At 42.5% G+C, this 26162-nt stretch carries 26 protein-coding genes and 1 riboswitch; of the genes, 15 read left to right on the plus strand and 11 right to left on the minus strand.

The features are described from left to right. Positions 1-44: 44 nt before the first annotated feature. Positions 45-1577 (plus strand): glucose-6-phosphate dehydrogenase, encoded by a 1533-nt coding sequence (zwf, locus tag J0X13_RS03220; RefSeq protein ID WP_207070020.1) that lies wholly within the window; start codon positions 45-47, stop codon positions 1575-1577. Between the two features lie 59 nt (positions 1578-1636). Beyond that, positions 1637-2362 carry a 6-phosphogluconolactonase gene (gene pgl, locus J0X13_RS03225; protein WP_207070021.1) on the plus strand — a complete coding sequence of 242 codons (726 nt, stop codon included), beginning with the start codon at positions 1637-1639 and terminating at the stop codon, positions 2360-2362. Here pgl and J0X13_RS03230 read toward each other — a convergent pair. The 6 genes from J0X13_RS03230 to J0X13_RS03255 form a co-directional block, all read right to left on the minus strand. Then, a complete protein-coding gene (locus J0X13_RS03230) occupies positions 2343-2888 on the minus strand; it encodes an acyl-CoA thioesterase (protein ID WP_207070022.1) in 546 nt (181 codons plus the stop codon). The two genes, pgl and J0X13_RS03230, sit on opposite strands and share 20 nt — an antisense overlap. Before the next feature lies 1 nt (position 2889). Then, a complete protein-coding gene (locus J0X13_RS03235) occupies positions 2890-3255 on the minus strand; it encodes a DUF8785 domain-containing protein (protein ID WP_207070023.1) in 366 nt (121 codons plus the stop codon). An 8-nt stretch (positions 3256-3263) separates the two neighbouring features. Continuing rightward, the gene (locus J0X13_RS03240; protein WP_207070024.1) at positions 3264-4601 is read right to left on the minus strand and encodes a DNA recombination protein RmuC; all 1338 of its coding nucleotides are present in this window, start codon (positions 4599-4601) and stop codon (positions 3264-3266) included. Between the two features lie 61 nt (positions 4602-4662). Beyond that, entirely contained in the window at positions 4663-5442 is a 780-nt protein-coding gene (locus J0X13_RS03245) for an ABC transporter ATP-binding protein (RefSeq protein ID WP_207070025.1), read from the minus strand. Next, positions 5442-6473: a FecCD family ABC transporter permease gene (locus J0X13_RS03250; protein WP_207070026.1), complete on the minus strand. Its 1032-nt coding sequence runs from the start codon at positions 6471-6473 to the stop codon at positions 5442-5444. The genes J0X13_RS03245 and J0X13_RS03250 overlap by 1 nt, the downstream gene beginning before the upstream one ends. Beyond that, positions 6474-7625 (minus strand): ABC transporter substrate-binding protein, encoded by a 1152-nt coding sequence (locus J0X13_RS03255; RefSeq protein ID WP_207070027.1) that lies wholly within the window; start codon positions 7623-7625, stop codon positions 6474-6476. 55 nt (positions 7626-7680) lie between these two features. After that, a riboswitch (cobalamin riboswitch) is annotated at positions 7681-7909 on the plus strand. A 69-nt stretch (positions 7910-7978) separates the two neighbouring features. Here J0X13_RS03255 and J0X13_RS03260 point away from each other — a divergent pair. Further along, on the plus strand, positions 7979-9841 hold the full coding sequence (locus J0X13_RS03260) for a TonB-dependent receptor plug domain-containing protein (RefSeq protein ID WP_207070028.1): 1863 nt from the start codon (positions 7979-7981) through the stop codon (positions 9839-9841). Positions 9842-9877: 36 nt separating this feature from the next. On the opposite strand, the gene J0X13_RS03265 is transcribed toward J0X13_RS03260, so the two are convergent. Then, the gene (locus J0X13_RS03265) at positions 9878-11350 is read right to left on the minus strand and encodes a GFO_1087 family putative carboxy terminal peptidase (RefSeq protein WP_207070029.1); all 1473 of its coding nucleotides are present in this window, start codon (positions 11348-11350) and stop codon (positions 9878-9880) included. Between the two features lie 213 nt (positions 11351-11563). Between J0X13_RS03265 and J0X13_RS03270 the strand changes: the two genes are divergently transcribed. From J0X13_RS03270 to J0X13_RS03310, 10 genes are all read left to right on the plus strand, one after another. Continuing rightward, positions 11564-12073, plus strand: coding sequence for a GFO_1088 family ECF-type sigma factor (locus tag J0X13_RS03270; RefSeq protein ID WP_207070030.1), 510 nt, complete (start codon positions 11564-11566; stop codon positions 12071-12073). Continuing rightward, the gene (locus J0X13_RS03275; RefSeq protein ID WP_207070031.1) at positions 12060-12494 is read left to right on the plus strand and encodes a PG0215 family putative anti-sigma factor; all 435 of its coding nucleotides are present in this window, start codon (positions 12060-12062) and stop codon (positions 12492-12494) included. Before J0X13_RS03270 ends, J0X13_RS03275 begins: the two co-directional genes overlap by 14 nt. A 13-nt stretch (positions 12495-12507) precedes the next feature. Continuing rightward, the gene (locus J0X13_RS03280; protein ID WP_207070032.1) at positions 12508-13047 is read left to right on the plus strand and encodes a GFO_1090 family protein; all 540 of its coding nucleotides are present in this window, start codon (positions 12508-12510) and stop codon (positions 13045-13047) included. A 115-nt stretch (positions 13048-13162) separates the two neighbouring features. Further along, positions 13163-13702, plus strand: a complete 540-nt coding sequence (locus J0X13_RS03285; RefSeq protein ID WP_207026935.1) for a GFO_1091 family lipoprotein — start codon at positions 13163-13165, stop codon at positions 13700-13702. Between the two features lie 127 nt (positions 13703-13829). Further along, positions 13830-14645 (plus strand): mechanosensitive ion channel family protein, encoded by an 816-nt coding sequence (locus J0X13_RS03290; RefSeq protein ID WP_207070033.1) that lies wholly within the window; start codon positions 13830-13832, stop codon positions 14643-14645. Positions 14646-15141: 496 nt separating this feature from the next. Further along, on the plus strand, positions 15142-15711 hold the full coding sequence (locus J0X13_RS03295; protein ID WP_207070034.1) for a Riean_0653 family protein: 570 nt from the start codon (positions 15142-15144) through the stop codon (positions 15709-15711). 110 nt (positions 15712-15821) lie between these two features. Continuing rightward, on the plus strand, positions 15822-16121 hold the full coding sequence (locus J0X13_RS15720) for a Riean_0653 family protein (protein WP_493506336.1): 300 nt from the start codon (positions 15822-15824) through the stop codon (positions 16119-16121). Continuing rightward, positions 16060-16356, plus strand: coding sequence for a Riean_0653 family protein (locus J0X13_RS03300; RefSeq protein ID WP_207070035.1), 297 nt, complete (start codon positions 16060-16062; stop codon positions 16354-16356). The genes J0X13_RS15720 and J0X13_RS03300 overlap by 62 nt, the downstream gene beginning before the upstream one ends. 73 nt (positions 16357-16429) lie before the next feature. Then, a complete protein-coding gene (locus J0X13_RS03305; protein ID WP_207070036.1) occupies positions 16430-18661 on the plus strand; it encodes a lipase family protein in 2232 nt (743 codons plus the stop codon). Between the two features lie 178 nt (positions 18662-18839). Then, positions 18840-19643, plus strand: a complete 804-nt coding sequence (locus J0X13_RS03310) for a T9SS type A sorting domain-containing protein (RefSeq protein ID WP_207070037.1) — start codon at positions 18840-18842, stop codon at positions 19641-19643. 70 nt (positions 19644-19713) lie between these two features. Here the strand turns inward: J0X13_RS03310 and purB are convergent, their stop codons facing one another. Both purB and J0X13_RS03320 read right to left on the minus strand, forming a co-directional pair. Further along, positions 19714-21057 (minus strand): adenylosuccinate lyase, encoded by a 1344-nt coding sequence (gene purB / locus J0X13_RS03315; RefSeq protein ID WP_207070038.1) that lies wholly within the window; start codon positions 21055-21057, stop codon positions 19714-19716. Positions 21058-21103: 46 nt separating this feature from the next. Then, complete coding sequence (locus tag J0X13_RS03320; RefSeq protein ID WP_207070039.1) at positions 21104-21676, minus strand: HEAT-like fold family protein; 573 nt, start codon at positions 21674-21676, stop codon at positions 21104-21106. 36 nt (positions 21677-21712) lie between these two features. On the opposite strand from J0X13_RS03320, the gene J0X13_RS03325 reads away from it, so the two are divergent. Next, positions 21713-22165: a heme-binding domain-containing protein gene (locus J0X13_RS03325; RefSeq protein WP_207070040.1), complete on the plus strand. Its 453-nt coding sequence runs from the start codon at positions 21713-21715 to the stop codon at positions 22163-22165. On the opposite strand, the gene J0X13_RS03330 is transcribed toward J0X13_RS03325, so the two are convergent. Then, on the minus strand, positions 22149-22847 hold the full coding sequence (locus tag J0X13_RS03330; RefSeq protein ID WP_207070041.1) for an SIR2 family NAD-dependent protein deacylase: 699 nt from the start codon (positions 22845-22847) through the stop codon (positions 22149-22151). The two genes, J0X13_RS03325 and J0X13_RS03330, sit on opposite strands and share 17 nt — an antisense overlap. Before the next feature lie 14 nt (positions 22848-22861). After that, a complete protein-coding gene (locus J0X13_RS03335; protein WP_242535604.1) occupies positions 22862-25267 on the minus strand; it encodes a penicillin acylase family protein in 2406 nt (801 codons plus the stop codon). 221 nt (positions 25268-25488) lie between these two features. On the opposite strand from J0X13_RS03335, the gene J0X13_RS03340 reads away from it, so the two are divergent. After that, on the plus strand, positions 25489-26151 hold the full coding sequence (locus J0X13_RS03340; protein WP_207070043.1) for a DsrE family protein: 663 nt from the start codon (positions 25489-25491) through the stop codon (positions 26149-26151). The last annotated feature ends 11 nt before the right edge of the window (positions 26152-26162 follow it).

The following is a 26162-nucleotide window of genomic DNA, read 5'->3' on the forward strand; positions in this document are numbered from 1 at the left end:
GAATCTGTCAATATGTGTATAACTCGCCAGAAACCTGAAATACTATGAAAAAGACTGAGAATCAGATGCTCGTTATTTTTGGAGCATCGGGTGATTTGACAGCAAGAAAGCTGATACCATCCTTGTTTAACTTATACTTGGCCAAACAATTGCCCGAAAACTTTGTAGTACTTGGTGTGAGTAGGAGCGACCTTTCCGATCAGGCGTTTCGTGACCGCGTCGTGTATAAAAGTGATTATTTGAAAGAAAAGACCAAGGATCTTAAGGAAGGTGAAATCAAGAATTTTGCGGACAAATTATTCTATGAGGATTTAGGGGACAGTTACGATACTGATTACGGGGTTTTAAGAAAGCGTGTGGAACAACTTAAAGAAAAACACAACACCTCTGGAAATATTATTTATTACCTGTCCACGCCACCCACTTTGTACGAAACTATAGCCCATAATCTATCCGATGCCGGGATGAATACCCAAAATAATGGATGGAAACGGTTGGTGGTGGAGAAGCCCTTTGGATATAGTTTGGAGACCGCTAAAAAGTTGAACAAGGGGGTTCATCAATACTTTAAAGAACGTCAGATATATAGAATCGACCATTATTTGGGGAAAGAGACCGTCCAAAACTTACTGGTGACCCGTTTTTCCAACAGTATTTTTGAACCATTATGGAACCGTAACTATATTCAGCATGTAGAGATTACCAATGCAGAAAGTGTAGGTGTGGAAAAGCGCGGCGGCTATTACGACAAGTCCGGTGCGCTACGGGATATGTTTCAGAACCACCTGTTACAGATTGTTTCGTTGGTGGTAATGGAACCGCCCATAGGTTCGGATGCTGAAGAAATCAGGAACGAAAAAGTAAAGGCGCTGAAGTCTTTACGGATAATGACCGACGAGAAAGAGCTTTTTGAAAACACCATACGTGGACAATATGTTTCATCCAAGGTGGGAGGTGAAAAAGTGAAAGGCTATCGAGAAGAAGATGGGGTAGACCCTAATTCCACTACCGAAACCTACGCCGCAATTAAATTTTATGTTGACAATTGGCGTTGGCACGGAGTTCCTTTTTATGTTAGGACAGCTAAACGAATGCCAACAAAAGTGACAGAAATCGTAATCCACTTTAAAAAACCTCACCACCAAATATTTAGGGGGTCCGGCATGCAAGAAATGGACAATAAATTGATAGTCCGGATTCAACCGGATGAAGGTATTCTGATCAAATTTGGAGTCAAAGTTCCAGGTCAAGGGTTTAAAGTGGAACGTGCAAATCTGGACTTTTACTACTCCAGTTTGGCCGAAACCTATGTAATGGAAGCCTACGAACGTTTGTTGTTGGACGCCATGCAAGGCGATGCGACCTTATATGCCAGGGCTGATGAGGTAGAAGCGGCCTGGGAATTCGTAGATCCGATTTTAAACTACTGGAAAAGCGGTAAGGATGTTCGTATGTACGGTTATGCAGCAGGAGCTTGGGGTCCTGAAAATGCAGATAGTTTGATCGAAGATGACGGGTATTGGCGAAACCCTAGTGAAAACTTGGCGGAAGACCCTGGCTATTGTGTGATTTGTTGATTTTTCCGATGTCCGATGTATCAGTTAGAGCGTAGCAGATAATCAAAAATTAATTCAGGATGGATTTAAAAATATTTAAAGATAAACAAGAGGTCGCAGAACAGTTTTCCAGCTACTTTGTAGATCAACTAAAAGATAAAGACGCTTTTCACGTGGCATTGTCGGGAGGAAGCACGCCAAAGATAGTTTTTGATGTGTTGGCCGATAATTTTGCGGATAAAGTGGATTGGAGCAGTGTGCATTTTTATTGGGGTGACGAACGTTGTGTTCCTCCTTCTGATGATGAAAGCAACTACAAAATGACGGTGGAACACTTGTTTTCTAAAATCGAAGTGCCCAAGGAGAACATCAATCGGATTTTGGGTGAAAAAGACCCCGTTAACGAAGCGATGCGCTATGCCAATCTTTTGGAAATAGATTTGGATAGAGTGGAGGGGACGCCACAATTTGATTTGGTGATATTGGGTATGGGCGATGATGGTCATACCGCCTCCATTTTCCCTCATGAGATTGAGTTGTGGGACTCCGAGGACCATTGCGTGGTAGCAACCCATCCGGATTCTGGCCAAAAAAGAGTTTCCATTAACGGCAAGGTCATCAATACAGCCAAAGAAGTGGCCTTTTTGGTCACGGGAGCATCAAAAGCAGAAAAGGTGAAAGCCGTTGTTGAAAAAACCGAAGGTTCCGATGTATACCCAGCATCTTTGGTCAATCCATCAGCGGGAAATTTAGTTTGGTTTTTGGATAAGGAAGCCGCAGCAAAGCTTAATCAAAATCCATCTTAACGTTTTCTCCCTTTAGAAATTCCAAGTATTCGTTTACTTTAAAGTTATTCGATTCGTATTTGCTGTCCCGTTTAAAGGCGGATTGTTTACGCTCCTTACTGCGTGCAAAACGGCGTATATCTTGCTTTGTCTTTAATATAAGACCGGGAACCGTTTTGTTTTTGCCGTCCTTGCCTTTGGCTACCATGGTAAAGTAAGAGGAGTTGCAATGCTTGACTTCTCCCGTGGTTACATTTTCGGATTCTACACGTACGCCCACGACCATCGAGGTTTTTCCAGTGTAGTTGATAGAGGCCTTTAAGGTAGCTAGCTCTCCAACTTCAATGGGGTTCAGGAAATCCACTCGATTTACCGAAGCGGTAACACAATAGCTTTGTGAATGTTTGGAAGCACAGGCAAAGGCTATTTGGTCCATCAGGTTGAGAATGTGTCCACCGTGTACCTTGCCGCCAAAATTGGAGTGGGAGGGAAGCATCAGTTCGGTGATGGCAACCCTACTTTCCCTGGATGATTTGAACTTCTTCATATTAATTCCTAAAGATCGGTGATTTTTCAGATGTTACTTCGGTAATAAAATATTTGGTATCGCCCAACCAGAAAAATGTGGCATAACGCTCTTTATAGGTAACTTTGATGTACTGGCCTTGGTACGCTTTCATTTTTTCAATGATTTCCTTTTCATCATCTTCCACGGAGAACGAAAACACATTGGTGCCGGACAACCCTTGGCTGATCTGACCTTCCCATGTTTTCACCAAAACCCCTTTTCTACTGAACTTGATGAGTTCGCCGGAACGATAGCCCTCACTATAGGGTACATAATAGACGAAAGCAAAATATCCCGCAACGCCAACGATAATGGCAACAACAAAAATGGTCAGGAATTTTTTCATGGTCAGTGTTATTGGTTTAGTTCTTCAAAATCGTCCTCGTGGGCTCGTTTTAAAATGGGCTCGGGAAGCGATTTTTTGGCTTTTGCCCCCATTTTCTTCAATTTTTCGATGGTGGTGACAATGTTACCACGTCCTTCGACCAATTTGTTCATGGCTCCACGGTATTCACTTTTGGCCTCATCCATCTTTTTGCCCACTTTGGTCAGGTCGGTGACAAAACCTTCAAATTTATCGTAAAGTGCACCTGCTTGTCTAGCGATTTCAATAGCGTTACGTTGCTGCTTCTCGTTGCTCCACATCGAATCAATGGTCCTGAGTGTGGCCAATAGTGTAGATGGCGTAACGATTACAATATTTTGTTCAAACGCTTTATTGTACAGGGAGTTGTCCTCATTTATGGCAATGGCAAAGGCAGGTTCTATAGGTACGAACATCAACACAAAATCAGGACTCTCCATCTCGTAAAGGTCTTCGTACTTTTTGGAAGACAGTTGTTCCACATGTCTTCGTAAGGAGTTGATGTGGTCCTTCAGGAATTTGGGTCTGTCCTCTTCTTCTGCATTGGTGTAGCGCTCATAATCTGTTAACGAAACCTTGGAATCCACGACCATTTTTTTGCCATCGGGCAGGTGGATGATCACATCGGGCATTACCCGACTGCCATCTTCGCGCTTAAAACTTTGTTGCACGCTATATTCCCTATCCTTTTCCAGACCAGACTTTTCCAGAACACGTTCCAGAACCAGTTCGCCCCAGTTTCCTTGCATTTTGCTATCGCCTTTCAAAGCCTTGGTCAAGTTTTCAGCTTCTTGGGTAATTTTAAGGTTTTGGGTCTGTAAGTTGAGCAATTGTTCCTTTAATGCGGAGTGGATACTAATGTTTTCCTTTTGTGATTTTTCCACCTTTTCCTCGAACTCTTTTATTTTTTTATTGAGTGGGGTCAGGATATTTTCAATGTTCTCCTTGTTGCTTTTGGTGAATTTCTCACTTTTTTCTTCCAAGATTTTGTTGGCGAGGTTTTCAAATTCCTTGGTAAACTTTTCTTGAAGTTTTTCTACTTCTTCTTTTTGTTCCCTGTTCTTTAGTTGAAGATTTTCCAAATCGGCTTGGTATCGAACAATCTGATTGCTCTGCTGCTCTTTTTCCCTTTGTAATTGTTTTTGCTCCTCATCATGGAGCAACAATTTATCGTTCAAGGATTTGATGGTTGCATTTAGTTGCTGCTCCCTTTCTCCCCAAACACTCTCCGTGGACTTGGTTTTAAGTTTTTGAATATATATGCCCACAAATAGCCCAATGGCCAGTGTGACAATGCCTATTATGATGTAGATGATCTCTGTGCTCATGAAAATGTTTCTGCAGGATAAAGATAACGGATTCCGTTTGATGCCGAAATGGAAAGTGTACTTACTTATTCACTTTAAAAGAACCCGTTTTACCATCAAACTGTACCATTTCCGAAGGAAACAATTGGTCAAAGTGCTTTTGTTCGATGAGTTGACAAGGGTCACCGAAAGGATGATCTTTTCCATCCAAAATGAGTATTCGATCGCATAATTGGATGGCCAATTCGATTTCGTGGGTGGTGAACAGAATGGTTTTTTGTTTGCTGTGCGCCAATTCCTGAAGCATTTTAAAAATCTGCACTTTATGATAGAGGTCCAAATGCGTGGTAGGTTCATCCAAGAGGATCAAGGACGTGTCCTGTGCCATGGCCCGTGCCACCAGTACGCGTTGTAATTGGCCATCACTAAGTTCGTGGCATTTGCTATGTCGAAGTTCGTCCAACAAAAAGGCATCCAAGCTAGCTTCGATCTGTTGCTTGTCCTTCTTCGTCAATGTGCCCAACCAGTTGGTATAGGGCTGCCTTCCCAAAGCAATCAATTCCTGAACCGTGAGATTTTTAGAAGCAGGTTGCTCTGTCAATACCACACTAAGTTCTTTGGATAGTGCGGACGAGGTGTATTTTTCCAGCGGTTTTTCATTCAAAAGTATATTACCGGAAAGTTTAGGTTGAAATCCACCCAAAGTACGTAACAAAGTGGATTTCCCGATTCCATTAACACCTACAACGCCGCAAAGCATACCGGCCTCCAAATCAAAATTGATGTTGTTGGCCACGGTTTTGGAACCGTACCCGATGGACAACCGGTCAATGGACAATATGTTTTTATCAGTTTTTCCCATCAGAACATCATTTTACGTTTGCGCACCAAGAGCCATATCACCACAGGAGCCCCCACTAGTGATGTTATGGCATTTATGGGCAATACACTGGCGGAATTGGGCAATTGTGCCAAAGTATCGCACAGAAGCATTAAAATGGCCCCGTACAGCATTACAGCGGGAATCAACACTTTGTGTTCCATGGTATCAAAAATCTGTCTGGTCAAATGGGGTACGGCCAGGCCAACAAAAGCAATGGGTCCTGCAAATGCTGTAATACCACCGGCCAAAAGTCCTGTTGCAATGATTATCGTCAATCGTGATTTTTTTAGGGAGACACCCAAGCTTTGCGCATAGTTTTCCCCCAAAAGAAAGGCATTCAACGATTTTATGGAGACGATGCTCAGTAAAACACCCACGGCAACAATACTTCCCATTAAAAATATTTGGCTTGCGGATAGGTTGCCCACACTGCCAAAGGACCAAAATATAAAACGCTGAAGGTTTTCGGCACTCGAAAAATAGGCCAACACGCTAACTATGGCAGAAGTGATACTGCCGAACATCAACCCAATAATCAACAAGGCCATGGTATCCTTTACCCTTTGCGCAACGATCAATACGATCAACAGCACCAAAAAACTTCCAATACTGGCGGCAATGGCCAGAGAAATATCACCTAAAAAGGAGAAGGATGTATAGCCTGTAAACAACGAAACGCCCATTAACAATAAAGCGGCACCCAAACTGCCCCCTGAGCTTATTCCAAGTACAAAAGGACCTGCCAGGGGATTTCTGAATAAGGTTTGCATTAAAAGTCCGCTCAACGAAAGCCCTGCGCCCACCAAAATAGAGGTGAAGGCCTTGGGTACCCGATAATCCCATATAATGTATTCCCAAGATGCTTTCTCGGGAGATGCACCGAACAGCGTGGAAATCATATCTATGAAAGGTATGCTTACAGAACCTGAACTAATGTTCAAAAGCCATGAACATAGCAATGCCAGTGCCAAAAGGACAAAGGAAACACGATATGTCCTTGAGCCTTTCATTTACTGTAATGGTTTAATGAATTTAAGTTGGTGTTCCGGCAATAACTCTGGATGCAATATTTTGATGAAATCTTTTAGGACGATGTCGGGACGGTGTTGTGCCAATTCGTAGAAAATAAGTCCACCTTTACCTCCTTTGTCCATCGCATTGGAATATACCTTTTTGTTGGTGAAAGCGGTGAATTCTTTATGGTGCGGGTTTGCTTCAGCCAATTCTGAATAAGTGGTGTGGGCGGATGGATTAAACCAGAATTCGGCGTTTTGTGCTTTATCCAAAACCGACTCCAAACTGAGTCCAATGCTCCCTGTTTCCTTGGTATTGCTCCATAGATAATCGGCATTCGCATCTTTTAGAAATTTGGCCATCCAGCTTTCTCCCCCTGCTACGTACCACACATCCTTATAAAGTCCTCCGGTTAAAACAGTTGGTTTGGATGTTGCCTTTTTTGCCAATGTGGCGGCCTTTTTATAAGAGGATTCAATTTCTGTGAAAATACTATCGCCCAAAGTTTCCTTTCCAAAAAAAGGAGCGAAGAACTTGATCCATTCAGCTTTTCCCATAGGGGTTTGTTCTGCCCAATCACCATTATAAACTACGGGAATACCTACGCTTTCAATAACATCATAGGCCTTGTTCTCATCATTGATGCTGAACCCGATGATCAATTCAGGGTTTACCATAAGAACCATTTCCGTGTTGAGAACATCGTTCATCCCCAAATTTTTAATGTGTCCGCTTTCCACTCGCCCCCTTGCTTCGGGGGATGAGATATAATCTGTGTTTGGAAAACCCACAATGGAATTCAATTCCCCCAATTGTTTAATCGGTTCAATATGCGTGGTAGAGGTAAGCACTATCTTCTCCACAGGCGTGCCGATAATGGCATCGTACTCCCCTTTGGGGAAAGTTGCGGACGGTAATTTTTCCTTCGGTACCAATACATATTTAAAGCTATCTGCTCCTGGCCAGGCAGCGGTAATTTCGATTACGGTAAAGTCGCCCTCTTTTTCCACGGTAAAACCGGTTGCATACTTTATTGCGGAGGTTGATTTTTGGTTTTTAACGGATTGTGATTTTTTTTCTTGATTGCATCCTACAAACAGAGCCAGAAGAAATCCCAAGAGCAGAATTGTGTGCTGTTTTTTTGCCATGAGCCAAAAGTAAGATTATTTAAGTTTTGCGGAAAAAGATTAAACAGATTGATTAGCTTTGGCCCAGAATTTTGGTTCGCACGGAGTTTCCGTGGGATTAAAAGGGAATCCGGTGCAAAACCGGAGCTGTTCCCGCAACTGTAAGCTGTGCCGAATAGACACTGATGTTTTTAGCGTCCGTACTTAGTAGGTGATTGTCTCAACTTCAAAACCACTGCCCGACCGGGTGGGAAGGTAGACGACGATACGCAAGCCAGGAGACCTGCCAGGTTCAAACAAACAATGTTAAACTTTCGGGATAAAAGTTTACGTATGCATCACATACTATTCTCCCGTTTATTCAATTAAACGAAATGAAAAGAAATCATTTATGGTTGATTACCGCCCTATTGGCGGGTAAGGGGATTTTTGCGCAAAATGTACAGCAAGATTCACTTAAAGTGCAACAACTGGACGAGGTTGTTGTAAGCGATTCAAAATTTGAATTGAAAAGAGAAAACTCCGGTAAAACGGTGATCAAGATCACCGCTGAGGAAATGCAACGCAACCAAGGCAGGACGGTTGCGGAAATCATTAACACCAAAAGTGGTATTGAGCTAGCTGGTAGCCGCGGCCGGGACGGGGCAGTGCTAGGGGTTTATGCCCGTGGTGGCCGTGGACGTCAGGTTTTGGTAATCATTGATGGTGTCCGTGTGTCGGACCCGTCTACATTTTCTGCGGAGTACGACCTTCGTTTACTGTCACCCAATACCATCGAGTCCATCGAGATCATTAAAGGGGCGGCCAGTACACTTTATGGCACCAATGCGGTTACGGCCGTGATCAACATCACTACAAAAAAAAGCTCCAAAAAGAAGATTTCAGGGAATTTTGAAACCACTGTAGGGACCAATCAAACTGCCAATGACCAAAATTATAATCTTGGGAGCGTTCAAAATTCGGCAAACGTAAACGGTACTTTGGGCAAGTTCAATTATGGGGTTGATTTTTCCAATAGATATAAGAGTGGACTCTCGGCAGCGGTGACCACAGAGAACGAAGAGGATGTTTTTTCGCACTTTAGCACCAATGTAAAGTTGGGCTATCAGTTTTCGGAAAACTTCGGAATTCAGGTCTATGGGAACCAGACCAAGTTCAAAAATGAATATGACGCTTCGAGGTCTGAAGCCCCCAATTTGGGTGTGAACGAACAGCAACGCGTTGGTTTGTCCTCAGAGTTGAGCTATGGCAAAGGCTCGGTGCACTTAAATGCGGCTTTTGCAGATTATGAGTCCGTGGCCAACGATACTTTTGGCGAGAGCATTACCAAGGGCAGCAATTGGGTCTTGGATATGTATAACAAATATGTTTTTGGTGAGCAATTCCATACCATACTTGGTGTAAATTATATAAAGGACGAAGCCATTTTTGCAGATGAAGTGGACTTTACCATCGTGGATCCTTATGTCAATGTGGTTTATGTTTCGGATTTTGGGTTGAATTTGAATACGGGAGCCCGCTTGAACCATCATTCTGAATATGGAAATCATTTTGTATACAATGTAAACCCGTCGTATGTTCTTGATACCGATAATGGGTATGTGAAGCTGATGGGGTCTTTTGCCACATCGTACATCACGCCTAATTTAACACAACTTTTCGGCGCCTTTGGTGGCAACCCGGAGTTGGAACCTGAAGAAAATTCGACCCTTGAAGGTGGTGTGGAATTTAAACTGAACAATGCATTCCGAATAAGCGCAGTTTATTTTGATAGAAACGAGACCAATGCCATTGGGTACGATGCCAATTTTATGAGCATTAATGTAACGGACGAAATCGATGCCAATGGGGTAGAGGTGGAAGCTACGTGGTTGCCTTGGAGCAGTTTTAGCGTAAATGCCAACTATACCTATACGGAGCGAAAAGGGGACAATGCCATTCGTATTCCAAAGCATAAGGCCAATGTATCCTTATGGTATCAGCTTTTTGAGCGCACCAATGCATCATTGACATACGCGTACACTGGAGAACGTTTTGATACGGACTTTGCAACCTATTCGGACATTGCTTTGGAGCCTTTTTCCTTATTGAACTTTTCCATTAGGCACGAATTGGTTCCGAGCAAACTGAATGTGTTCTTTAACGCGGACAATCTGTTGAATAAAGATTATAGGGAGTTACTTGGCTTCACGACCCGGGGAAGAAACTTTAGAGTGGGTCTCAACCTGAGCCTTTAAAAAAAAGAAAAGCGGCCGATTGGCCGCTTTTCTTTTTTATTTGTTCAATTGCAATGGTTTTTCCAAATACATATTGTCCTTTAAACGAGTTTCCAGTCTGGAAGATGTAAAAGTCTCAGCAGGCATTTCAACGGTAAAGTCAAATTTACCGGATATTCCTGTAATTTCTTGAAGGGCGCGTGCCAAAAGAGGTTCGTTTACGTCACCCAATACACCAAGGTTGGTCAAATCCTCCCCAAGCTCAATATCAGGGATTAATCCGCTAGTGTAGTCATAAAAACCAATAGAGTTCTCATTTCTACCGACTAGGGGTTGTAATCCCCAAGAGTTTCCAGCGTTGATATCGCCCTCACGACTACTATTATATATATAGGAGTTGTTAGGATCATCTACCAAAGTAATGGAAAACTCGTTTTTCCCTCTGGTGGTTTCACCAATATGGATAACATCAATGTAGGGGTCAAGTCCGTTCATGACCAATTCACTGGCCGAGGCGGAATCACCTGTGGCTATCACAAAAACCCTACTCAAGTTAAGTGTGTTTATAGGGCTGGTCCCTGTAGTATTGGCAAAATAGTCGGTCAGGTAATCATCACTTAATTGCTCTTGTATCTTATCGTTCCAACGTTGTTTAATATAAACTTCATTGGTATTGGTACCATAGATCATACTGGCCAAGAGTCGCGATGTATTTACAGAACCTCCAGGATTGTAACGCATATCCAAAATAAGTTCGGTTGCACCTTGAGTTTTAAAATCCGCAAAGGCAGCGTTTAAATCCTCATTAAAGCTGCTTAAAAACCTATTGTACATCAAGTAAGCGACCTTTGTGCCGTTAACATCCAAAGTTTCGGCAATCAAAATAGGATCTTCCACTTGATTTTCTATTTTATTTAGGACCACCTCTTTATCACTGTCAGAAATGGTATTGTTCGTCACAGTGGCCATTCCAAGAGTATATGAACTATTATCCCCAAAAAGCAGATTGATATAATTGTTCACGGTGAGTTGAACGCCATTAACCCGTGTAAAGAACTCCCCTCTTTGAATATCCTTGGTGGAAGCATCGGAGTCTGGCCATATATATTGAACAAATCCAAATACATTATCGGTATCGCCGATTCGTCCCAATCCAAATTCCAGACCATTACTTTGGGATACCCCGGATAGGTTACTTACCAGCTCCGAATAATCTTCGTTGGCGAAACTAAATCGGTCTTCACCAAATAAAAGTGTATCATAAAAGAAACTTTCAGGGTCTTCATAAGATTCAAGGAACTCGGTATACTCGGTATTTGTGGAAAATCTGTCGTCAGCTAGATCATTTACATTGGCCTGCCAAAAATACCAGAGGTTCATGGCCTGCCACATAAAATTTTGCGACGTAATATCTACCGTCTCAGTTTCTGGTTCTGGAGTGCTGTTGGGGTTTGTAATTTGATTATCATCATTGCTACAAGCAACAATAAAAAAGGCAACTCCTATAAATAGGAAGAAATATTTTTTCATAGCTTCATTTTTTTTGAATTTACTCAAATTTTGTTCCAAATATATATAAGGTGTAGGCTGAATTGAGTAAATGAGCATGGGAGCCCATGCAAATTTTCCTTGCAAAATAGGTTTATATGGGGAAATTGCAAATTTTTTGTAACAAAATTCGATATGTATCGTCGTGATAGTGTAGGTCGATAAGAAAGACACAAAAACAACTAAGACAACCAAATGAAACAAACAGAATTTTTAAATGTGGTTTTACCCTTTCAGGATAAGCTATATAGGTTGGCAAAACGCCTGTTGGTCTCTCGAGAGGAAGCAGAAGACGCCACCCAAGAAATTTTGTTGAAGCTATGGTCAAAGAACGAGTCCATGGAGAAGTATAAAAACTTAGAAGCTTTTGCCATGACCATGACCAAAAACTTTTGTTTGGACCGTTTAAAGTCCAAGCAAGCAGGAAACTTAAAATTGGTTCACAGTAATTACACCGATGGAAACTCCTCCTTACAAAAACAACTGGAGGCCGAAGACAGTGTAAGTTGGATGGAACGAATTATGGAAGACCTGCCAGAACAACAAAAAATGATATTGCAACTACGGGATGTAGAGCAATATGAGTTCGACGAGATATGCGAGCTCATGGACATGAAACCCACAGCAGTGCGTGTAGCATTGTCGAGGGCGAGAAAAACAGTGAGAGAGGAATTAATTAAAAAACATAACTATGGAATTGGGTAACATAGAAAAAATATTGGAGAAGTATTTCGAGGCCACTGCCACAGTGGACGAAGAAAGGACACTTAGGGCATATTTTTCGCAAGATGAGGTTGCACCTCACTTGGAACAGTACAAGCCCATGTTCAACTACTTTTCCATGGCCAAGGAAGAAAAGTACACCAAGCAGGTACCATTAAAACCTAGAGTAAACTATTACAAGTGGCTATCCGTTGCAGCGGCAGTAGTTCTCACCTTTGGCATTTATTTTGGTAATCAGTACCAAGAAACAAAGCGTTTGGAACAAGAAAAGGCGGAGTACGCCTACGAGGAAACCGTAAAAGCTTTTGAGTTGTTAGCGGAAAATTTTAACCGTGGCACAGAAAAAGTGGCTTACCTCAACGAGTTCGAAGAAGCAAAACAAAAAATTTACAATAACAATTAAAAAACGAAACAAAATGAAAAAGTATATTTTAATCGCAGTAATGGCATTATTGCCTTTGGCAGGGTTCTCACAATCCCTTTTTGACAAGTTTGAAGATTTGGATGATGTAACATCCGTAGTGGTGAACAAAAGCATGTTCAATCTTTTGGCAAAAATCGATGTAGAGGTCGATGACCCTGAAGCACAGGATTTTATTGATATTACCAGCAGTCTTAAGAGTTTGAAGGTGTTCACAACCGAAAACAAGCAAATAGGAGAGGACATGAAGTCTTCTGTGGACAGCTACTTAAGATCTTCTAAAATGGAAGAGTTGATGAGGGTTAAGGACAAAGACGCCAATGTTAAATTCTATATTAAAGAAGGACGGGATGCAGACCATGTGAGCGAACTGTTGATGTTCGTAACAGGAATGAAGAACGTGGAGGCCGATGGCAGAAAGTTCGAAACCGTGATCTTATCCCTTACAGGTGATATAGATTTGAACAAGATCAGTTCGTTGACCAAGAAAATGAACTTGCCGGAAGAGCTTAACGAAGCAAGTAAGAATAACTAAATCAGGAATATCGGTTGGCAATAATCGGTTGGGAATTGTAACAAAACACAAAAAACTCCAACTAATTATTGTCAACTGATAATCAATTGATAGAATCAATCAAAAACAAAACAAGATGAAACATATTATTAAAACCATGTTGGTGGCCGGAGCAATACTTCTGGCTTCATGCGCTTCGCAGCCCAGTCTGCAAGAGTATTATGTGGACAATTCGGAAAACCCGAACTTTTTGTCTATCGATGTTCCCGCCAGTATTCTAAAACTAAATGAGGAGGATTTGAATCCAACTCAAATAGAAGCCATAGAATCCCTACGTAAATTTAATTTATTGGCCTTTAGGAAGAATGCGGACAATGAAGCTGAATATGAAATTGAAAAGAAAAAGGTACGCGAGATTTTAAAAAATGATGACTTTGTGGAGTTAATGAAAATCAACTCGCAATACGGTAAAGGTGTTATCAAATATTTAGGCGATGAGGATGCCATTGATGAGGTCATTATTTATGGGGATAGCAAGGACAAAGGTTTTGCCTTGGTACGTGTACTCGGTAAGGATATGAACCCGGCACACATTGTACAGTTAATGCAGGCCATTCAAAAATCCGATTATAAAGGTGAAGGCCTTGGCGAAATCGGAGACTTCTTAAAAGGCTAAGACCAAACATTATATATTTAGGAGAGGGCGACATTGGTCGCCCTTTTTTTAGTTGTGGCAGATATAAAGTGACCTAGTTTAGTATCTTAGTGTCTCACTATAAGAACACTAACAAAACCTAGGTATCATGGAAAAAGCACAAGAATGGTTTGATTACGGGATTGAACTGGCCAAAGAATTCGGTCCTAAATTAATTACGGCCCTTATCATCTACATTGTAGGTATGTGGGTGGTAAAAAAGATTATTGGAGGAACCCGAAAGGTAATGTCGAAAAGCAAGTACGACGAATCCCTGCAAAAGTTTTTACTCAACCTTTTTTCTTGGGCGTTAAAAGTATTCTTGATCATTATTGTAATCTCCCGATTGGGTGTGGATGTTACCACCTTTGCTGCCGTTATCGCAGCAGCAGGTCTTGCGGTGGGCTTGGCCTTACAAGGTTCACTGTCGAATTTTGCAGGAGGTGTATTGATCATGATTTTCAAACCTTATAAAATTGGGGACCTGGTTGAAGCACAAGGCATTTTGGGAAAAGTAAAGGGAATCGAAATATTTACCACAAAGCTGGTAACTCCGCAGAACAAGCTAGCCATTATTCCAAATGGTGCCATGGCCAACGGTAACATAATCAATTACACAGCTGAGGGGAAAATGCGTGTGGATACTGTAATAGGGGTTGGGTATAATGAAGATATCAAAAAAACCAAAGAAGTATTATTAAAGGTGTTGACCTCTAATGAAAAAGTACTTAAAGATCCTGCACCATCTGTAAACGTATTGGAATTGGCCGATAGCTCTGTGAATTTTGCAGTAAGGCCTTTTTGTAAACCAGAAGATTATTGGGATGTGTATTTCGCGACCCATGAAAATTGCAAAATCGCTCTGGACGAAGCCGGAATCGAAATTCCATACCCCCATCAGGTGGAGATTCATAAACAAGGATAACTGTAAAGTTGGATTCTTGGATATCCCGATTATTGGATTGTTGGCTTGATTGATTGTTAAGTTCTCAGGTCAACGGTAAAAGGGTTGGATAGGGATCGCAATGAGCATTGTGAACCGGTTCCTTTGTCACATCGAGCGCAGTCGAGATTTCTTAACTGGTTCTTGACTGCGGTAAATCAGTCTATAATCGAACCCCGGTGTAATTCGCTGGGGTTATTTTGTGGATGTATATCATGATAATTGTTCGTTTTTTCATCATAACAATAAAAATACTACATTTAAACATCCAAAGCCTTAATAGATTTCCATTCGGATTCTAATCGTAAGGCTTATCATTTTCTAGCCTGCTCCGGCAGATAACCTCCTTGAAAAATTTCAATCTCACTAATCAACCTTGTTAGGCAAGGGCTTTTTGCACATGTCTATTAAGGAAATAATTGTGTATAGCTAAAAAGGCACAACTAATTCCAAATCAATAAACTTTAATCTATTTATCATGAAAAATCTATGCTTAATCCTTCAACACTTTCCAATGAACCACCACCATTTACCCTTCATCGTGTTAAGCCTGTTCTTGTTAACTTTTATATCCTGCAGCAACGACGACAAACCCGAAAACCCCGTGGATGCCCTCCCGCCCATAACCCAGACCGGGGAGAATACCTTTGCCTGCCTGATCAATGGGAAACCGTTTTTTTCCAGTAGGGATAGGCGCGCTTTTTACACTTATGCTGACGGTGCTTATACCCTAAGTATAAGTGGATCAAGGTATGATGACATAGGTTTAAGATCAATACACCTATCGGGGTTGGATATTGTTAATGGAGTTACTGAGGGACTTCATCCATTAAAGGCTCGAATGAGTGGGGGTTATAGTGCAGAATATTTAATTGGTGGAGGTATAACTCTTGATACTGGAACCACTGATGATGCTCCAGGGCTTTTGACCATCACACGTTTTGATCTACAAGAATTTATTGTATCCGGCACCTTTGAGTTTTCGGTCAAGGACAAGGAGGGCAACACCCTGAACTTTACCGATGGCCGTTTCGACCTAAAATTTTGAATAACTCAACATTCAACATTTAAAATTTACCAAGTCAGCATACCCCAAATTCATAAACTATAAATCTATTTATCATGAAAAATCTATGCTTAATCCTTCAACACTTTCCAATGAACCACCACCATTTACCCTTCATCGTGTTAAGCCTGTTCCTGTTAACTTTTATATCCTGCAGCAACGATGACAAGCCCGAAAACCCCGTGGATGCCCTCCCGCCCATAACCCAGACCGGGGAGAATACCTTTGCCTGCCTGATCAATGGAAAACCGTTTTTCTCTAGTTCCGGAAGGAGAGCCTCCTATTCTCCTGCAGATGGTGCTTATACCCTCAGTATAAGTGGGTGGAGAAATGATGATATCGGACTTAGGTCAATACTTTTATCATGTTTGGATATTAAAGGGGGGGGTTAAAGAAGGAGCTTTTCCTCTCACTACTCGCATAAGTGGAGGTTATAGTGCTAAATATCTGATTGGAGGTAGTCGCTTACTTGATGCCAGAACTTCGGATGAAACCCCTGGTCTTTTGACCATCACCCGTTTTGATCTACAAGAATTTATTGTATCCGGCACCTTTGAGTTTGCTGTCAAGGACAAGGAGGGCAACACCCTGAACTTTACCGAAGGCCGTTTCGACCTAAAATTTTGAATAACTCAACATCCAACATTTAAAATATACCAAGCCAGCATACCCCAAATCATTAAACTTTAATCTATTTATCATGAAAAAATTACTGATTGCCATTATCCCTTTATTTTCTTTTTGGACCCATGCCCAATTGCATTTTGACCTTGAGGTGGCCGATAAGACCAATGCGGTTTTTCGCCTATTGGACAAAAGCAAGATTCCACACAGTATGTTATTGGACCATGGTTACGATTTTGTGGACGTGCCCAATTACGATGGGGTGTTACGGGACAACAATTATATAGTTCCTTCCATTTACCGCGATCTGTACAATAGCTTGGTATCCATGCGCACCTCTTTGGTGGTGCCCGAACTGGTAGACCCTGTCGCTTTGGAACAAGGTTGGAAAAGCGCTACCAAGACGGCTGCGTCCAAGTTGGGAAAAGGGGCACAAGCCACTGCGGTTTCCCTAAATGGGCTGTACTACCACTATTCCCGTATTCGTGAAGATGCCTTGGACCAGGGCTTGATCCAAGTTCTGGACGGTAAGTTTTACGAAGACGTGTACGAGAACAACGAATGGCAAAATCCGTATGAGACCTTGGAAGTTTTTGCTATGTCCTTGGCCTGTACCCAGATCAGTAACTCGAAGGTGTCACTGTTGTTGGAAGATTCCCAATGGCGCACCAACCAAGGCACCTTGGTGGAAAGTTTTGCCGTGGACTTTGGCGATGGGGGTGGTTATCAGTCCTTTGAGCTGGGAGAAGCGATTGAACATCAATTTCAAGAAGATGACGATTATGTGTGGACTTTTAGGATGAAGCTTACTAACAACACCTACCGCTATTGCCGTACTCCGGTAAAGGTTACGGGCAAGGCCGCCCAACAGACCTTGACTGCCCGAAATCCGGAATGTACGGCACCCTGGGGAGAGACGATTACGGATTCAAAGGCCTATTTGGGTGTACAGGGAGTTGCTGAATTACAGATTGCAGCCGCAAAGGAATGTAAAAAGATAAGCAGACCTTTGATTGTCGTGGAAGGTTTTGATTCGGGATTGACCCAAGATCATCCTTTGTATGGAGATACGCATTTGAATACTTTTTTGACGGAAGCTGGGGAGAAATCAAATAGCCAAGAATTACAGAACTTAATTTCCGAAGACACAGAAGAAAGCTTTGACATCATCTACGTAAATTGGGCAGATGGTACCGATTGGTTGCAGCGCAATGCCTATGCGTTGGAAGCTGTAATAAAGTGGGTCAATGAGAACAAGGAAGACGGTGCCGAGCCCAATGTAATCTTGGGGCAGAGTATGGGCGGTGTTATTGCCCGTTATGCACTGCGCGATATGGAGAACAATAACCTCGACCACGATACCAGCCTCTACATTAGCCACGATGCCCCGCACCAAGGCGCCCATGTGCCACCTGGCTTTTTGTATATGGCTAGGCATGTACTCAATGAACTGATCACTACACCTATCGGGGATATCTCGGTTGCGGTGGCAAGCGGTCAACTTCCAGTACACGAAGCCCGCGAATTGATAGATAAGCCTGCCGTAAAACAAATGCTCATCAATTATGTGGATTCCGACTACCAAATCAACAACGATGTTCACAAAGCCTGGCAAGAGGAATTGATGGCCATGGGCTATCCACAGCAAACATGGAATATTGCACTCAGCAACGGTAGCCATTGTGCACAGCCGTATGGTGTAGAGCCGGGACAAAGCTTATTTCGGTTACATGGGTCGGCCTCCACAAACTTTGGAGGGGATTTACTTTCATTTATCTCGCCTTTTCTTGGAGGGGCCGTTGGTGTAGCTTTTGGAGATATACCCACTATACTATTGGGTTTTCTTCCTGGGAAGGCCAAATTAAAGGTGGATTTTCAGACTTGGGCCATTCCGGGAGGCGATGATTTTGTCTATAAAGGTTGGATACAGTATGAAAAGAAAAACCTTTGGGTCCTGCCTATTACGCGTACAATTACCAACAAGGCATTTCCTTGGAACGAGGAAAACCTTTATTTGGCAAATTATCCAGGTGGTGCTATGCCCTTTATAAATACCATAAATGGGTTTGAGGAATTTGAGGCCAACTTTTTAGCCACTTATAACCTAAATTTAGAAATATTAGATTCCCCCATTAATTTTATTCCTGCGACCAGTGCTTTGGATGTGGGCAATAACAATACTCTATTGATGGAAGACGATTATTTGCGGATATACACCACAACAAACCCACCACCACAGGAGTTGGAAATTCCATTACACCACCACCTACGATATTTCCGGGGCCAACGCCACACATATTTCGTTTAATCGTACCAATGGGGATTGGCTGGCCAGTGAACTCAATAATGCCAGCACTTCTTTTGACTGCTCCTTTCTGTGCCAAGAATTTAAAATAGAAGGCAGTCCCAAACTTTGTGACCAAGAACTCTATTTTGTAAACGTTGGCGATAATGTACAAGTCCATTGGAGTTCCAGTGACCCAGAGGTGGCCTCCCCCACAGACCCCAATAGTTCGGCAACTGCTTTTAGCACTGCCCCTAATACCTTTAGCGAGCAAGTCACCATTACCGCTATGCTGACCTCGGAGGGCTGTGGTAACGACCCTTTGATCCTGCAAAAAGTAGTTCAAGTCGGAAAACCTGGCTTACCATCCGATTTGTGGGGTCCGGAAATTGTATTGACCGGTGCACTTGTTAAATATTACGGAGGACCTGCAGAGGGTGCCGATTCTTATGAATGGTGGTTGCCACATCCCTTTGATGTAGTGGACCAATTTGATTATTTTGGGGATAATTGGCAGATAAGGAATACTAATACTTATTATGATGTTGCTAACGTTTTTACCGGGTATGCAAAAAACGAAGGCTATGTTCAGCTTATGGGGGTAAATGAGTGTGGAAAAGGTCCGGCTAGGAAAATTTTTGTTCACCATGTGGAAGACGGTGAAATGGGTGAAGGAGGTATACCTTTTCAACAAGACCCAGACCTCGATTTGGGAATTAATTCAAATGCGAAAAATGATGGTATCGTACTTTACCCCAATACTGCTTCTGAAGTTGTAAATATTACTTTGGAATCAGCCTTTGTTCCAGAAGGGGCAACTCCTTCAAAAATATTAGATGTTACTTTGTACCAACAGTTGCAGCAAATACCGAAAAAGAGGTTGAATTTCCCAAGCCCTGGAGTTACATCAACAATTTTGGATGTGAGCGATATGAGGGATGGGTACTACCTTGTCGTAATACATACTGACGTGGGACCAATTACCAAGATTCTTCTGGTAAAATAAGAGTGGTTGTCACATCGAGCGCAGTCGAGATGTCTTAACTGGTTCTTGACTGCGGTAAATCAGACTATAATCAAACCCCGGTGTAATTCGCTGGGGTTATTTGTTTCAGCTCTGCTTTAATGGCATCGGAAACGTCCAAGGTTTCAATAAAATCGGCAATGGACTTTTGATTGATTTTCTCATTGGTACGCGTGAGACCTTTTAAGGCTTCGTATGGGTTGGGATAGCCTTCTCTTCGCAAAATCGTCTGAATGGCTTCAGCCACAACGGCCCAATTGTCTTCCAGATCCTTTTCGAACTTGGCCTGGTTCAATACCAGTTTGTTCAACCCTTTTAACGTGGATTGAAATCCAACTATGGTATGTGCAAAAGGTACACCTACGTTTCTTAAAACGGTGCTGTCCGTGAGGTCGCGTTGCAATCGGGAAATGGGCAGTTTGGCCGATAAATGCTCAAAAATGGCATTGGCCAAGCCCAAGTTTCCTTCGGAATTCTCAAAATCAATAGGGTTTACCTTATGTGGCATGGCCGAAGACCCTACTTCTCCTTTTTTGATTTTCTGCTTAAAGTAATCCATGGAGATGTACGTCCAAATGTCCCTGTCCAAATCAATCAAAATGGTGTTGATTCGCTTGAGGCAGTCGAACAAAGCGGCCATATGATCGTAATGCTCAATTTGAGTGGTGGGGAAGGAGTGGTACAACCCTAGCTTTTCCTGTACAAACTGTTTTCCGAAAGCTCTCCAATCGTTGTTCGGATATGCCACTTTGTGTGCATTGTAATTTCCTGTGGCGCCACCAAATTTTGCTGCACTGGGGATATCGTTCAATAAATTGAACTGCTCCTTGAACCGCTCCACAAACACGTCGATTTCCTTACCCAATCGGGTAGGGGAGGCGGGCTGACCATGTGTTCTGGCCAACATAGGGATGTTCTCCCATTCTTTGGAAAGCTCCTTCAGTTTTTCAAAAACTTCCAAATAGGAGGGCACGTAAACTTCGTTCATGGCCTCTTTGATAGAAAGTGGAATGGCCGTGTTGTTGATATCTTGGGAGGTTAACCCAAAGTGGATAAATTCCTTGTATTTTTGAAGCTTTAACCCATCGAACTTGTGTTTGATGAAGTATTCCACGGCTTTTACATCGTGATTGGTGGTTTTTTCAATGTCCTTTATGGCCTGTGCATCTTCCGGAGAAAACTCTTGGTAGATTTTTTGCAATTCTGGGAACAGAGCCGCGTCAAAATCGGCCAACTGTGGCAAGGGCACCTCACATAGCGCGATAAAGTATTCAATTTCTACTCGAACACGGTATTTGATCAGGGCCTCTTCCGAAAAATAGTCCTTTAAGGCCTTGGTTTTGTTTCCATACCTACCGTCAATAGGTGAAATGGCATTTAGTTGGTTCAGCGACATGGTCCAGAAAATTTTGAAAGCATCAAAGATACTTAAACGCTACGGTTTACACACCCAATTTGGCCAACTTATCCAGAGTTTTTTTAGCTCGGTTTTGATATCCTGTGCTTCCCAAGGCATAGCTATCTTCCAAAACCAATTTAAGTTCCGGGTGGACCCAATCAAACTTCAGGCCCAAATAATAAAGACTGGTCATGGCAAATACTTTTGGCGCAACGTTCATGGAGCTGATCAACCAATCAAAACAAACAGCCATGACTTTTTCCAATTGTGTATCCGTTATGTTTTGGACAAATTCAGGTTTCTTTTTTTTGAAATAGGCTTCACATATCATTTCGCAAACATGAGCCATGGGCCGAATGCAGGATTCGGTCTTTAAGACTGGCAAACCATTGACAAAATCTTCAAAAAAAGGAAGTAGGTAGGTAAGGTTTTTGCGCATCAAGTGATCAAATGTCCAGCTTGCATTAAAGGTGCCTTCTTTGTCTTCCAATAAAACCTCATCGTACAGAACTTGGGCCAATTGGGGTTCTTTCGCTAACTGGTTGACCAAGTCATCAATTTGGGATTTGGATATTCTACCAGAACTAAGTGCGGTATGAAGCTGCTCTTCGGTCACAAAAAAATCGATATATTTACTAAAATCCTGTATGTGATGAAAATAGTGAAAAAAACAGCAATTGTTCTATTGATCGTATTGATCGGGATGCAGTTCTACCGTCCTGAAAAAAATAGGGCCGAAGCCGATTATGTGGCCGCCTTTGAAGCCGAGACACAACCTTCCGCTGAGGTAAAGCAAATTTTGAAGACAGCTTGTTATGATTGCCATAGTGCCAATACCGAATATCCTTGGTACAATAACATAGCACCGGTATCCTATTGGCTGGCCGACCATATAGAGGAAGGAAAAGAACATTTGAATTTTTCCGATTGGGAAAGCTATGACACGAAAAAGAAAGATCACAAGCTCGAAGAGGTTATCGAAGAAGTGAAGGAGGGTGAAATGCCGTTAAATGAATACACTTGGACCCATGCCGATGCCAACTTATCCGAAGAACAAATAAGTGCTTTGGTGGCCTGGGCGGATCAAGCTAGGGCCAACTATTAAAAAGCTCTTTGACCAATTGGGGAACCCCCTCGGCGGCAGTTTCCGGAATCACGGTAAGGTTATTAAAATCGGCCGACCGAATATTGGGCTTGGGGTCAACAAAGTAAATTGGGGCCTGTTTGGGCGCATAGTGTATTAAACCTGCAGCCGGGTATACCTGCATGGATGTTCCCACGATGATCAATATTTCGGCCTGTTGTGTGATTTGCGCAGCGGTTTCCAGCATGGGAACCATTTCACCAAACCACACAATGTGCGGACGCAATTGGTTACCCTTATCGTCCGTATCGCCCAAAACCAAGTCTTTTTTCCAGTCCAACACATGGTCTTCATCTACCGTACTGCGCACTTTGAACAGTTCGCCGTGCAAATGCACCACATGGGAACTACCAGCTTTCTCATGAAGATCATCAATGTTTTGTGTAACAATGCTTACATCAAACCCTTGTTCCAGTTCTGCTAGCGCCAAATGGCCCTTGTTGGGCGAAACGTTCAATAACTGGCGTCTTCGTTGGTTGTAAAATTCAAGTACCAGTTCAGGGTTTCTGGCAAATCCTTGCGGTGAGGCTACTTGCATTACATCATGACCTTCCCAAAGTCCATTTTCGTCGCGAAAGGTTTTTAGTCCACTCTCGGCACTCATTCCTGCACCGGTCAATACAACTATTTTCTTCTTTGCCATTTATGGTGGGTAATTTATTGTTTTGGAACAAGTTGATCTTTGTCAACGGTGATCGATTCTATCTTATCTCTTGTGTAATAGACCGGAAAATATGTGTCGTTGGCCCAATCTTTAAAAAGGTTTTTGTAAAACGGACTATCAGGGTCACCGGATTGTCCGGGTGAATTTGTCCCTACGGATTCATTCCAGTCGTTTACATCAACAATAATCCTGAACGTAGCTCCCGATGTTTGGTTGTCGTTGCTTCCGGTTACTCCAGGAGTATATTGGTTGCCCCCTCTGGGCAATTTGTCCGTATTCAACTTGGATTGTAATTCGGCATTGACCACTTTGCCCAATGGATGTATGATTTGTACATGTTTGTAATCCGCTTGACCATACTGCCATGTTGCCATATCACTTCCAAATTTTTCGGAAAGGCCCTTTACGGCAGAAGCAAAAGTCCCAGATAGATAACGATTCCTTTTGTCTATTGCATTTTCACCAAACTTTGATTCTGGATGAAGAATCCATTGCATCAATTTGCTCATTTGTATCCTGGAAATGACCGATTGTACTTCGGGATCTGGGAAATATTCAAAATACTCATTCATCAGTTCCCTTTCCCAAGCCACATATATAGCTGCATTCACCGAGTTTTTATCCAAAACAAAATCCCAATCCAGCAACCCTTGTTGGGCTTGTATCAATAGGTCATCGGTAAAAGTTTGATTTTCCAATAGTGGAATAAGGGTGCGGGCCGGTATGGAGAGATAATCCGTTTGCAAAGCCTTCATGTCCTCCATGGACAATTTTTCACCAGAGCCCAAAACCTCTTTCAATCTATCCCCTCTAAATGGGTCACTCCACATAAACCCTATAGCATCCCATTCCGTATAATCGTCGGGAGTTACATTCTGATTGGCAGTTGAGATAAAACCGTTGGAAGGATTATAGTCGTTAGGTTTTTGTTTGATAGGGAGGTAACCGTCCCACTCGTACCTGCCGTCACCGGGAACGGGAACCAATCCGCTGAAATTTTTTCGGACAGGTGCGATTCCCACTGCTTGCCATCCTATGTTACCTTCTTTATCGGCCCATATCATGTTTTCGCCTGGAATGTTACTGTAACTACAGGCATCCCTGAATTCTTCCCAATTCTTAGCTTGATTCATTCTCAGGGAAGCTAGGTAGGGGGAGCTTCCAGGTTCCATCCAAGCACATCGCACAGCATAGGCCACATGATTCAGGGAATCGATATAGGTGACAGGACCATGGCGGGTATATCTCAGTTCAACCTGGGCATCTTCACTGTTCTTTACCGGAATGGTCTCGTTGATCACCTCCATGTCCTCCCAAGTGTCCTTATATTTATATTGATTGAGATTTTCGGGATTCAGCTCATAGACCATCAAGTCTTCCCCATCTGTTCTGAAAACCGTCAAACCCCAAGCACCATATTGATTGTGTCCGATGGAAATTCCAGGAATCTCTGGTTCACCACCTCCAATTACGTCCCAACCAGGGGCAGATAAATGTGTCCAATAGCGAAGGGAGGGTACTGCCACGGTTCTGTGCGGATCGTTGGCCATATAGGCATGTCCGTTTTCCGCAAGTGAAGGACTGGTTACCCAATTGTTGCTGCCAATCCACAGTTTATCGGATTCCGATGGATACATCTTTAGCTCGGAATTTTGGCTCAGACTGGGCTCAACACGGTAATCCGGCAAAATATCCTCTGGCTCAAATTTTACAGGAGTTCGATAGGCTTCATATAGCTCCAATATGTTATCGGACAATAGCTCTGGATCAATTACTGGATCTAACTCCAATTTAGGTTCTTTGGGGTGAAACCAATAGTATTCTTTTACTTTTTCAGGACCTAATTGAGCGACCGCCCTTCCGATGACCAGTTCATTGGTAATATTGCCCAAAAGGCCTTGATGACGTGAAATGACGACTTCTGGAGTCCATTTTTGTGGCTTGATGCCCAGCGCCTTGAAAGTGATGGGCAATAATTCGGGATTTTGCAGTACTTCTTCAATATATGCGTTTACACCATTGGTATATGCTGTGATAATTTCTTCTCCATCGGGGTGGTACTGTTGCATCTCGGTCTTCATATCACCTCTAAACTTGAACAATCGGGTACCGATATCTCGTTTAAGTTCCCTTTTCCCCAAAATTTCGGCTACTGTGCCCGTGGCTTGTCTTCGCCATATCTCAAACTGAAAGAGACGGTCTTTTGCGGCATAATATCCTTGGGCGAAAAACAGGTCGTGCTGATTTTTTGCATAAATATGGTTGATACCCACTTCATCACGAAGTACCTCCACAGTATCGGTCAGGCCATCAATTTGAATCGCATTGGTGGTATCTTGCTTTTTGCAGGAGGTGGCAAAAAGAAGAAGCGAAAACAGTAGACTTTGAAATGTTTTCATGGTAAATGTTGTTGGTTTCAGTTGGTTCATGTGTATTTTTAATAAGCTCTAGGATTACACCAGATTGGTAACTAAGATAAGGAATCTATTCTCTTAATGAAGGTATTACACTATTGGGACTATGTTTGTTTTCTGAATAAATTACGTACTTTCAACTTACAGTATCCAGCGAATCACAAACAATAGATGGTTCGATCCTAAAACAACCCAACCATAAACCAATGAAAAAAACTATTCTCTCGTTAGTTGCAGGTCTTTTTATGTTGACCGGTTTTTCCCAAAAAAACGATCAAAATGCTGAGAATGACAGTATTTCAATGACTACTGCCAAAATGGATTCCATAATGGGGGAGAAAGCAAAAGAGAGGCAAGAAATGATGGCCAAAATCGAGGCCGCTGTCACATATCCGGTACTTGAAGCTGGAACATTTTCCGGAGTTATTCCCGTGGAAGACATTACTGAAACCCCTGATCCAAATCTGGAATATAAATTGATGTTCGAACTGGTTAATTTTGATAGTGAAGCCCCCTCCAAATTGGACGCGAGCATTGTTGAGGTAGCGCGTATCATTAATTTACATGTGGCATCCGGTATTCCTTTGGAAAATATTTTTCCCGTGATCGTGGTCCACGCAGGTTCGCTGAACGCATTTACCACCAATGAATTTTATAACGAGAAATTCGGAATGGACAACCCGAACATGAAACTAATTGGGGAGTTGGAAGGTTTGGGAGCCAAGTTCATTTCGTGTGGACAGGCCATGTTTTTCTTCGAAGTGGACAAGGAGGCTTTACTTCCAATGTTCAAAGTGTCATTAACGGCCCAAACCGTACTTAGCTCCTATCAAATGAAGGGGTATGTGAAATATCGCATTAATAGATAAATCGATAATGT

It is taken from the genome of [Muricauda] lutisoli (nom. illeg.) (genome assembly GCF_017313105.1).
In the GTDB taxonomy this organism is placed as follows: domain Bacteria; phylum Bacteroidota; class Bacteroidia; order Flavobacteriales; family Flavobacteriaceae; genus Flagellimonas; species Flagellimonas lutisoli.

What these genes read in the sequence shown, in the direction of transcription:
- zwf (WP_207070020.1), top strand. Translation starts at nt 45, where the DNA reads ATGAAAAAGACTGAGAATCAGATGCTCGTTATTTTTGGAGCATCGGGT.
- pgl (WP_207070021.1), top strand. Translation starts at nt 1,637, where the DNA reads ATGGATTTAAAAATATTTAAAGATAAACAAGAGGTCGCAGAACAGTTT.
- J0X13_RS03230 (WP_207070022.1), bottom strand. Translation starts at nt 2,888, where the DNA reads ATGAAGAAGTTCAAATCATCCAGGGAAAGTAGGGTTGCCATCACCGAA.
- J0X13_RS03235 (WP_207070023.1), bottom strand. Translation starts at nt 3,255, where the DNA reads ATGAAAAAATTCCTGACCATTTTTGTTGTTGCCATTATCGTTGGCGTT.
- J0X13_RS03240 (WP_207070024.1), bottom strand. Translation starts at nt 4,601, where the DNA reads ATGAGCACAGAGATCATCTACATCATAATAGGCATTGTCACACTGGCC.
- J0X13_RS03245 (WP_207070025.1), bottom strand. Translation starts at nt 5,442, where the DNA reads ATGGGAAAAACTGATAAAAACATATTGTCCATTGACCGGTTGTCCATC.
- J0X13_RS03250 (WP_207070026.1), bottom strand. Translation starts at nt 6,473, where the DNA reads ATGAAAGGCTCAAGGACATATCGTGTTTCCTTTGTCCTTTTGGCACTG.
- J0X13_RS03255 (WP_207070027.1), bottom strand. Translation starts at nt 7,625, where the DNA reads ATGGCAAAAAAACAGCACACAATTCTGCTCTTGGGATTTCTTCTGGCT.
- J0X13_RS03260 (WP_207070028.1), top strand. Translation starts at nt 7,979, where the DNA reads ATGAAAAGAAATCATTTATGGTTGATTACCGCCCTATTGGCGGGTAAG.
- J0X13_RS03265 (WP_207070029.1), bottom strand. Translation starts at nt 11,350, where the DNA reads ATGAAAAAATATTTCTTCCTATTTATAGGAGTTGCCTTTTTTATTGTT.
- J0X13_RS03270 (WP_207070030.1), top strand. Translation starts at nt 11,564, where the DNA reads ATGAAACAAACAGAATTTTTAAATGTGGTTTTACCCTTTCAGGATAAG.
- J0X13_RS03275 (WP_207070031.1), top strand. Translation starts at nt 12,060, where the DNA reads ATGGAATTGGGTAACATAGAAAAAATATTGGAGAAGTATTTCGAGGCC.
- J0X13_RS03280 (WP_207070032.1), top strand. Translation starts at nt 12,508, where the DNA reads ATGAAAAAGTATATTTTAATCGCAGTAATGGCATTATTGCCTTTGGCA.
- J0X13_RS03285 (WP_207026935.1), top strand. Translation starts at nt 13,163, where the DNA reads ATGAAACATATTATTAAAACCATGTTGGTGGCCGGAGCAATACTTCTG.
- J0X13_RS03290 (WP_207070033.1), top strand. Translation starts at nt 13,830, where the DNA reads ATGGAAAAAGCACAAGAATGGTTTGATTACGGGATTGAACTGGCCAAA.
- J0X13_RS03295 (WP_207070034.1), top strand. Translation starts at nt 15,142, where the DNA reads ATGAAAAATCTATGCTTAATCCTTCAACACTTTCCAATGAACCACCAC.
- J0X13_RS15720 (WP_493506336.1), top strand. Translation starts at nt 15,822, where the DNA reads ATGAACCACCACCATTTACCCTTCATCGTGTTAAGCCTGTTCCTGTTA.
- J0X13_RS03300 (WP_207070035.1), top strand. Translation starts at nt 16,060, where the DNA reads ATGATGATATCGGACTTAGGTCAATACTTTTATCATGTTTGGATATTA.
- J0X13_RS03305 (WP_207070036.1), top strand. Translation starts at nt 16,430, where the DNA reads ATGAAAAAATTACTGATTGCCATTATCCCTTTATTTTCTTTTTGGACC.
- purB (WP_207070038.1), bottom strand. Translation starts at nt 21,057, where the DNA reads ATGTCGCTGAACCAACTAAATGCCATTTCACCTATTGACGGTAGGTAT.
- J0X13_RS03325 (WP_207070040.1), top strand. Translation starts at nt 21,713, where the DNA reads ATGAAAATAGTGAAAAAAACAGCAATTGTTCTATTGATCGTATTGATC.
- J0X13_RS03330 (WP_207070041.1), bottom strand. Translation starts at nt 22,847, where the DNA reads ATGGCAAAGAAGAAAATAGTTGTATTGACCGGTGCAGGAATGAGTGCC.
- J0X13_RS03335 (WP_242535604.1), bottom strand. Translation starts at nt 25,267, where the DNA reads ATGAAAACATTTCAAAGTCTACTGTTTTCGCTTCTTCTTTTTGCCACC.
- J0X13_RS03340 (WP_207070043.1), top strand. Translation starts at nt 25,489, where the DNA reads ATGAAAAAAACTATTCTCTCGTTAGTTGCAGGTCTTTTTATGTTGACC.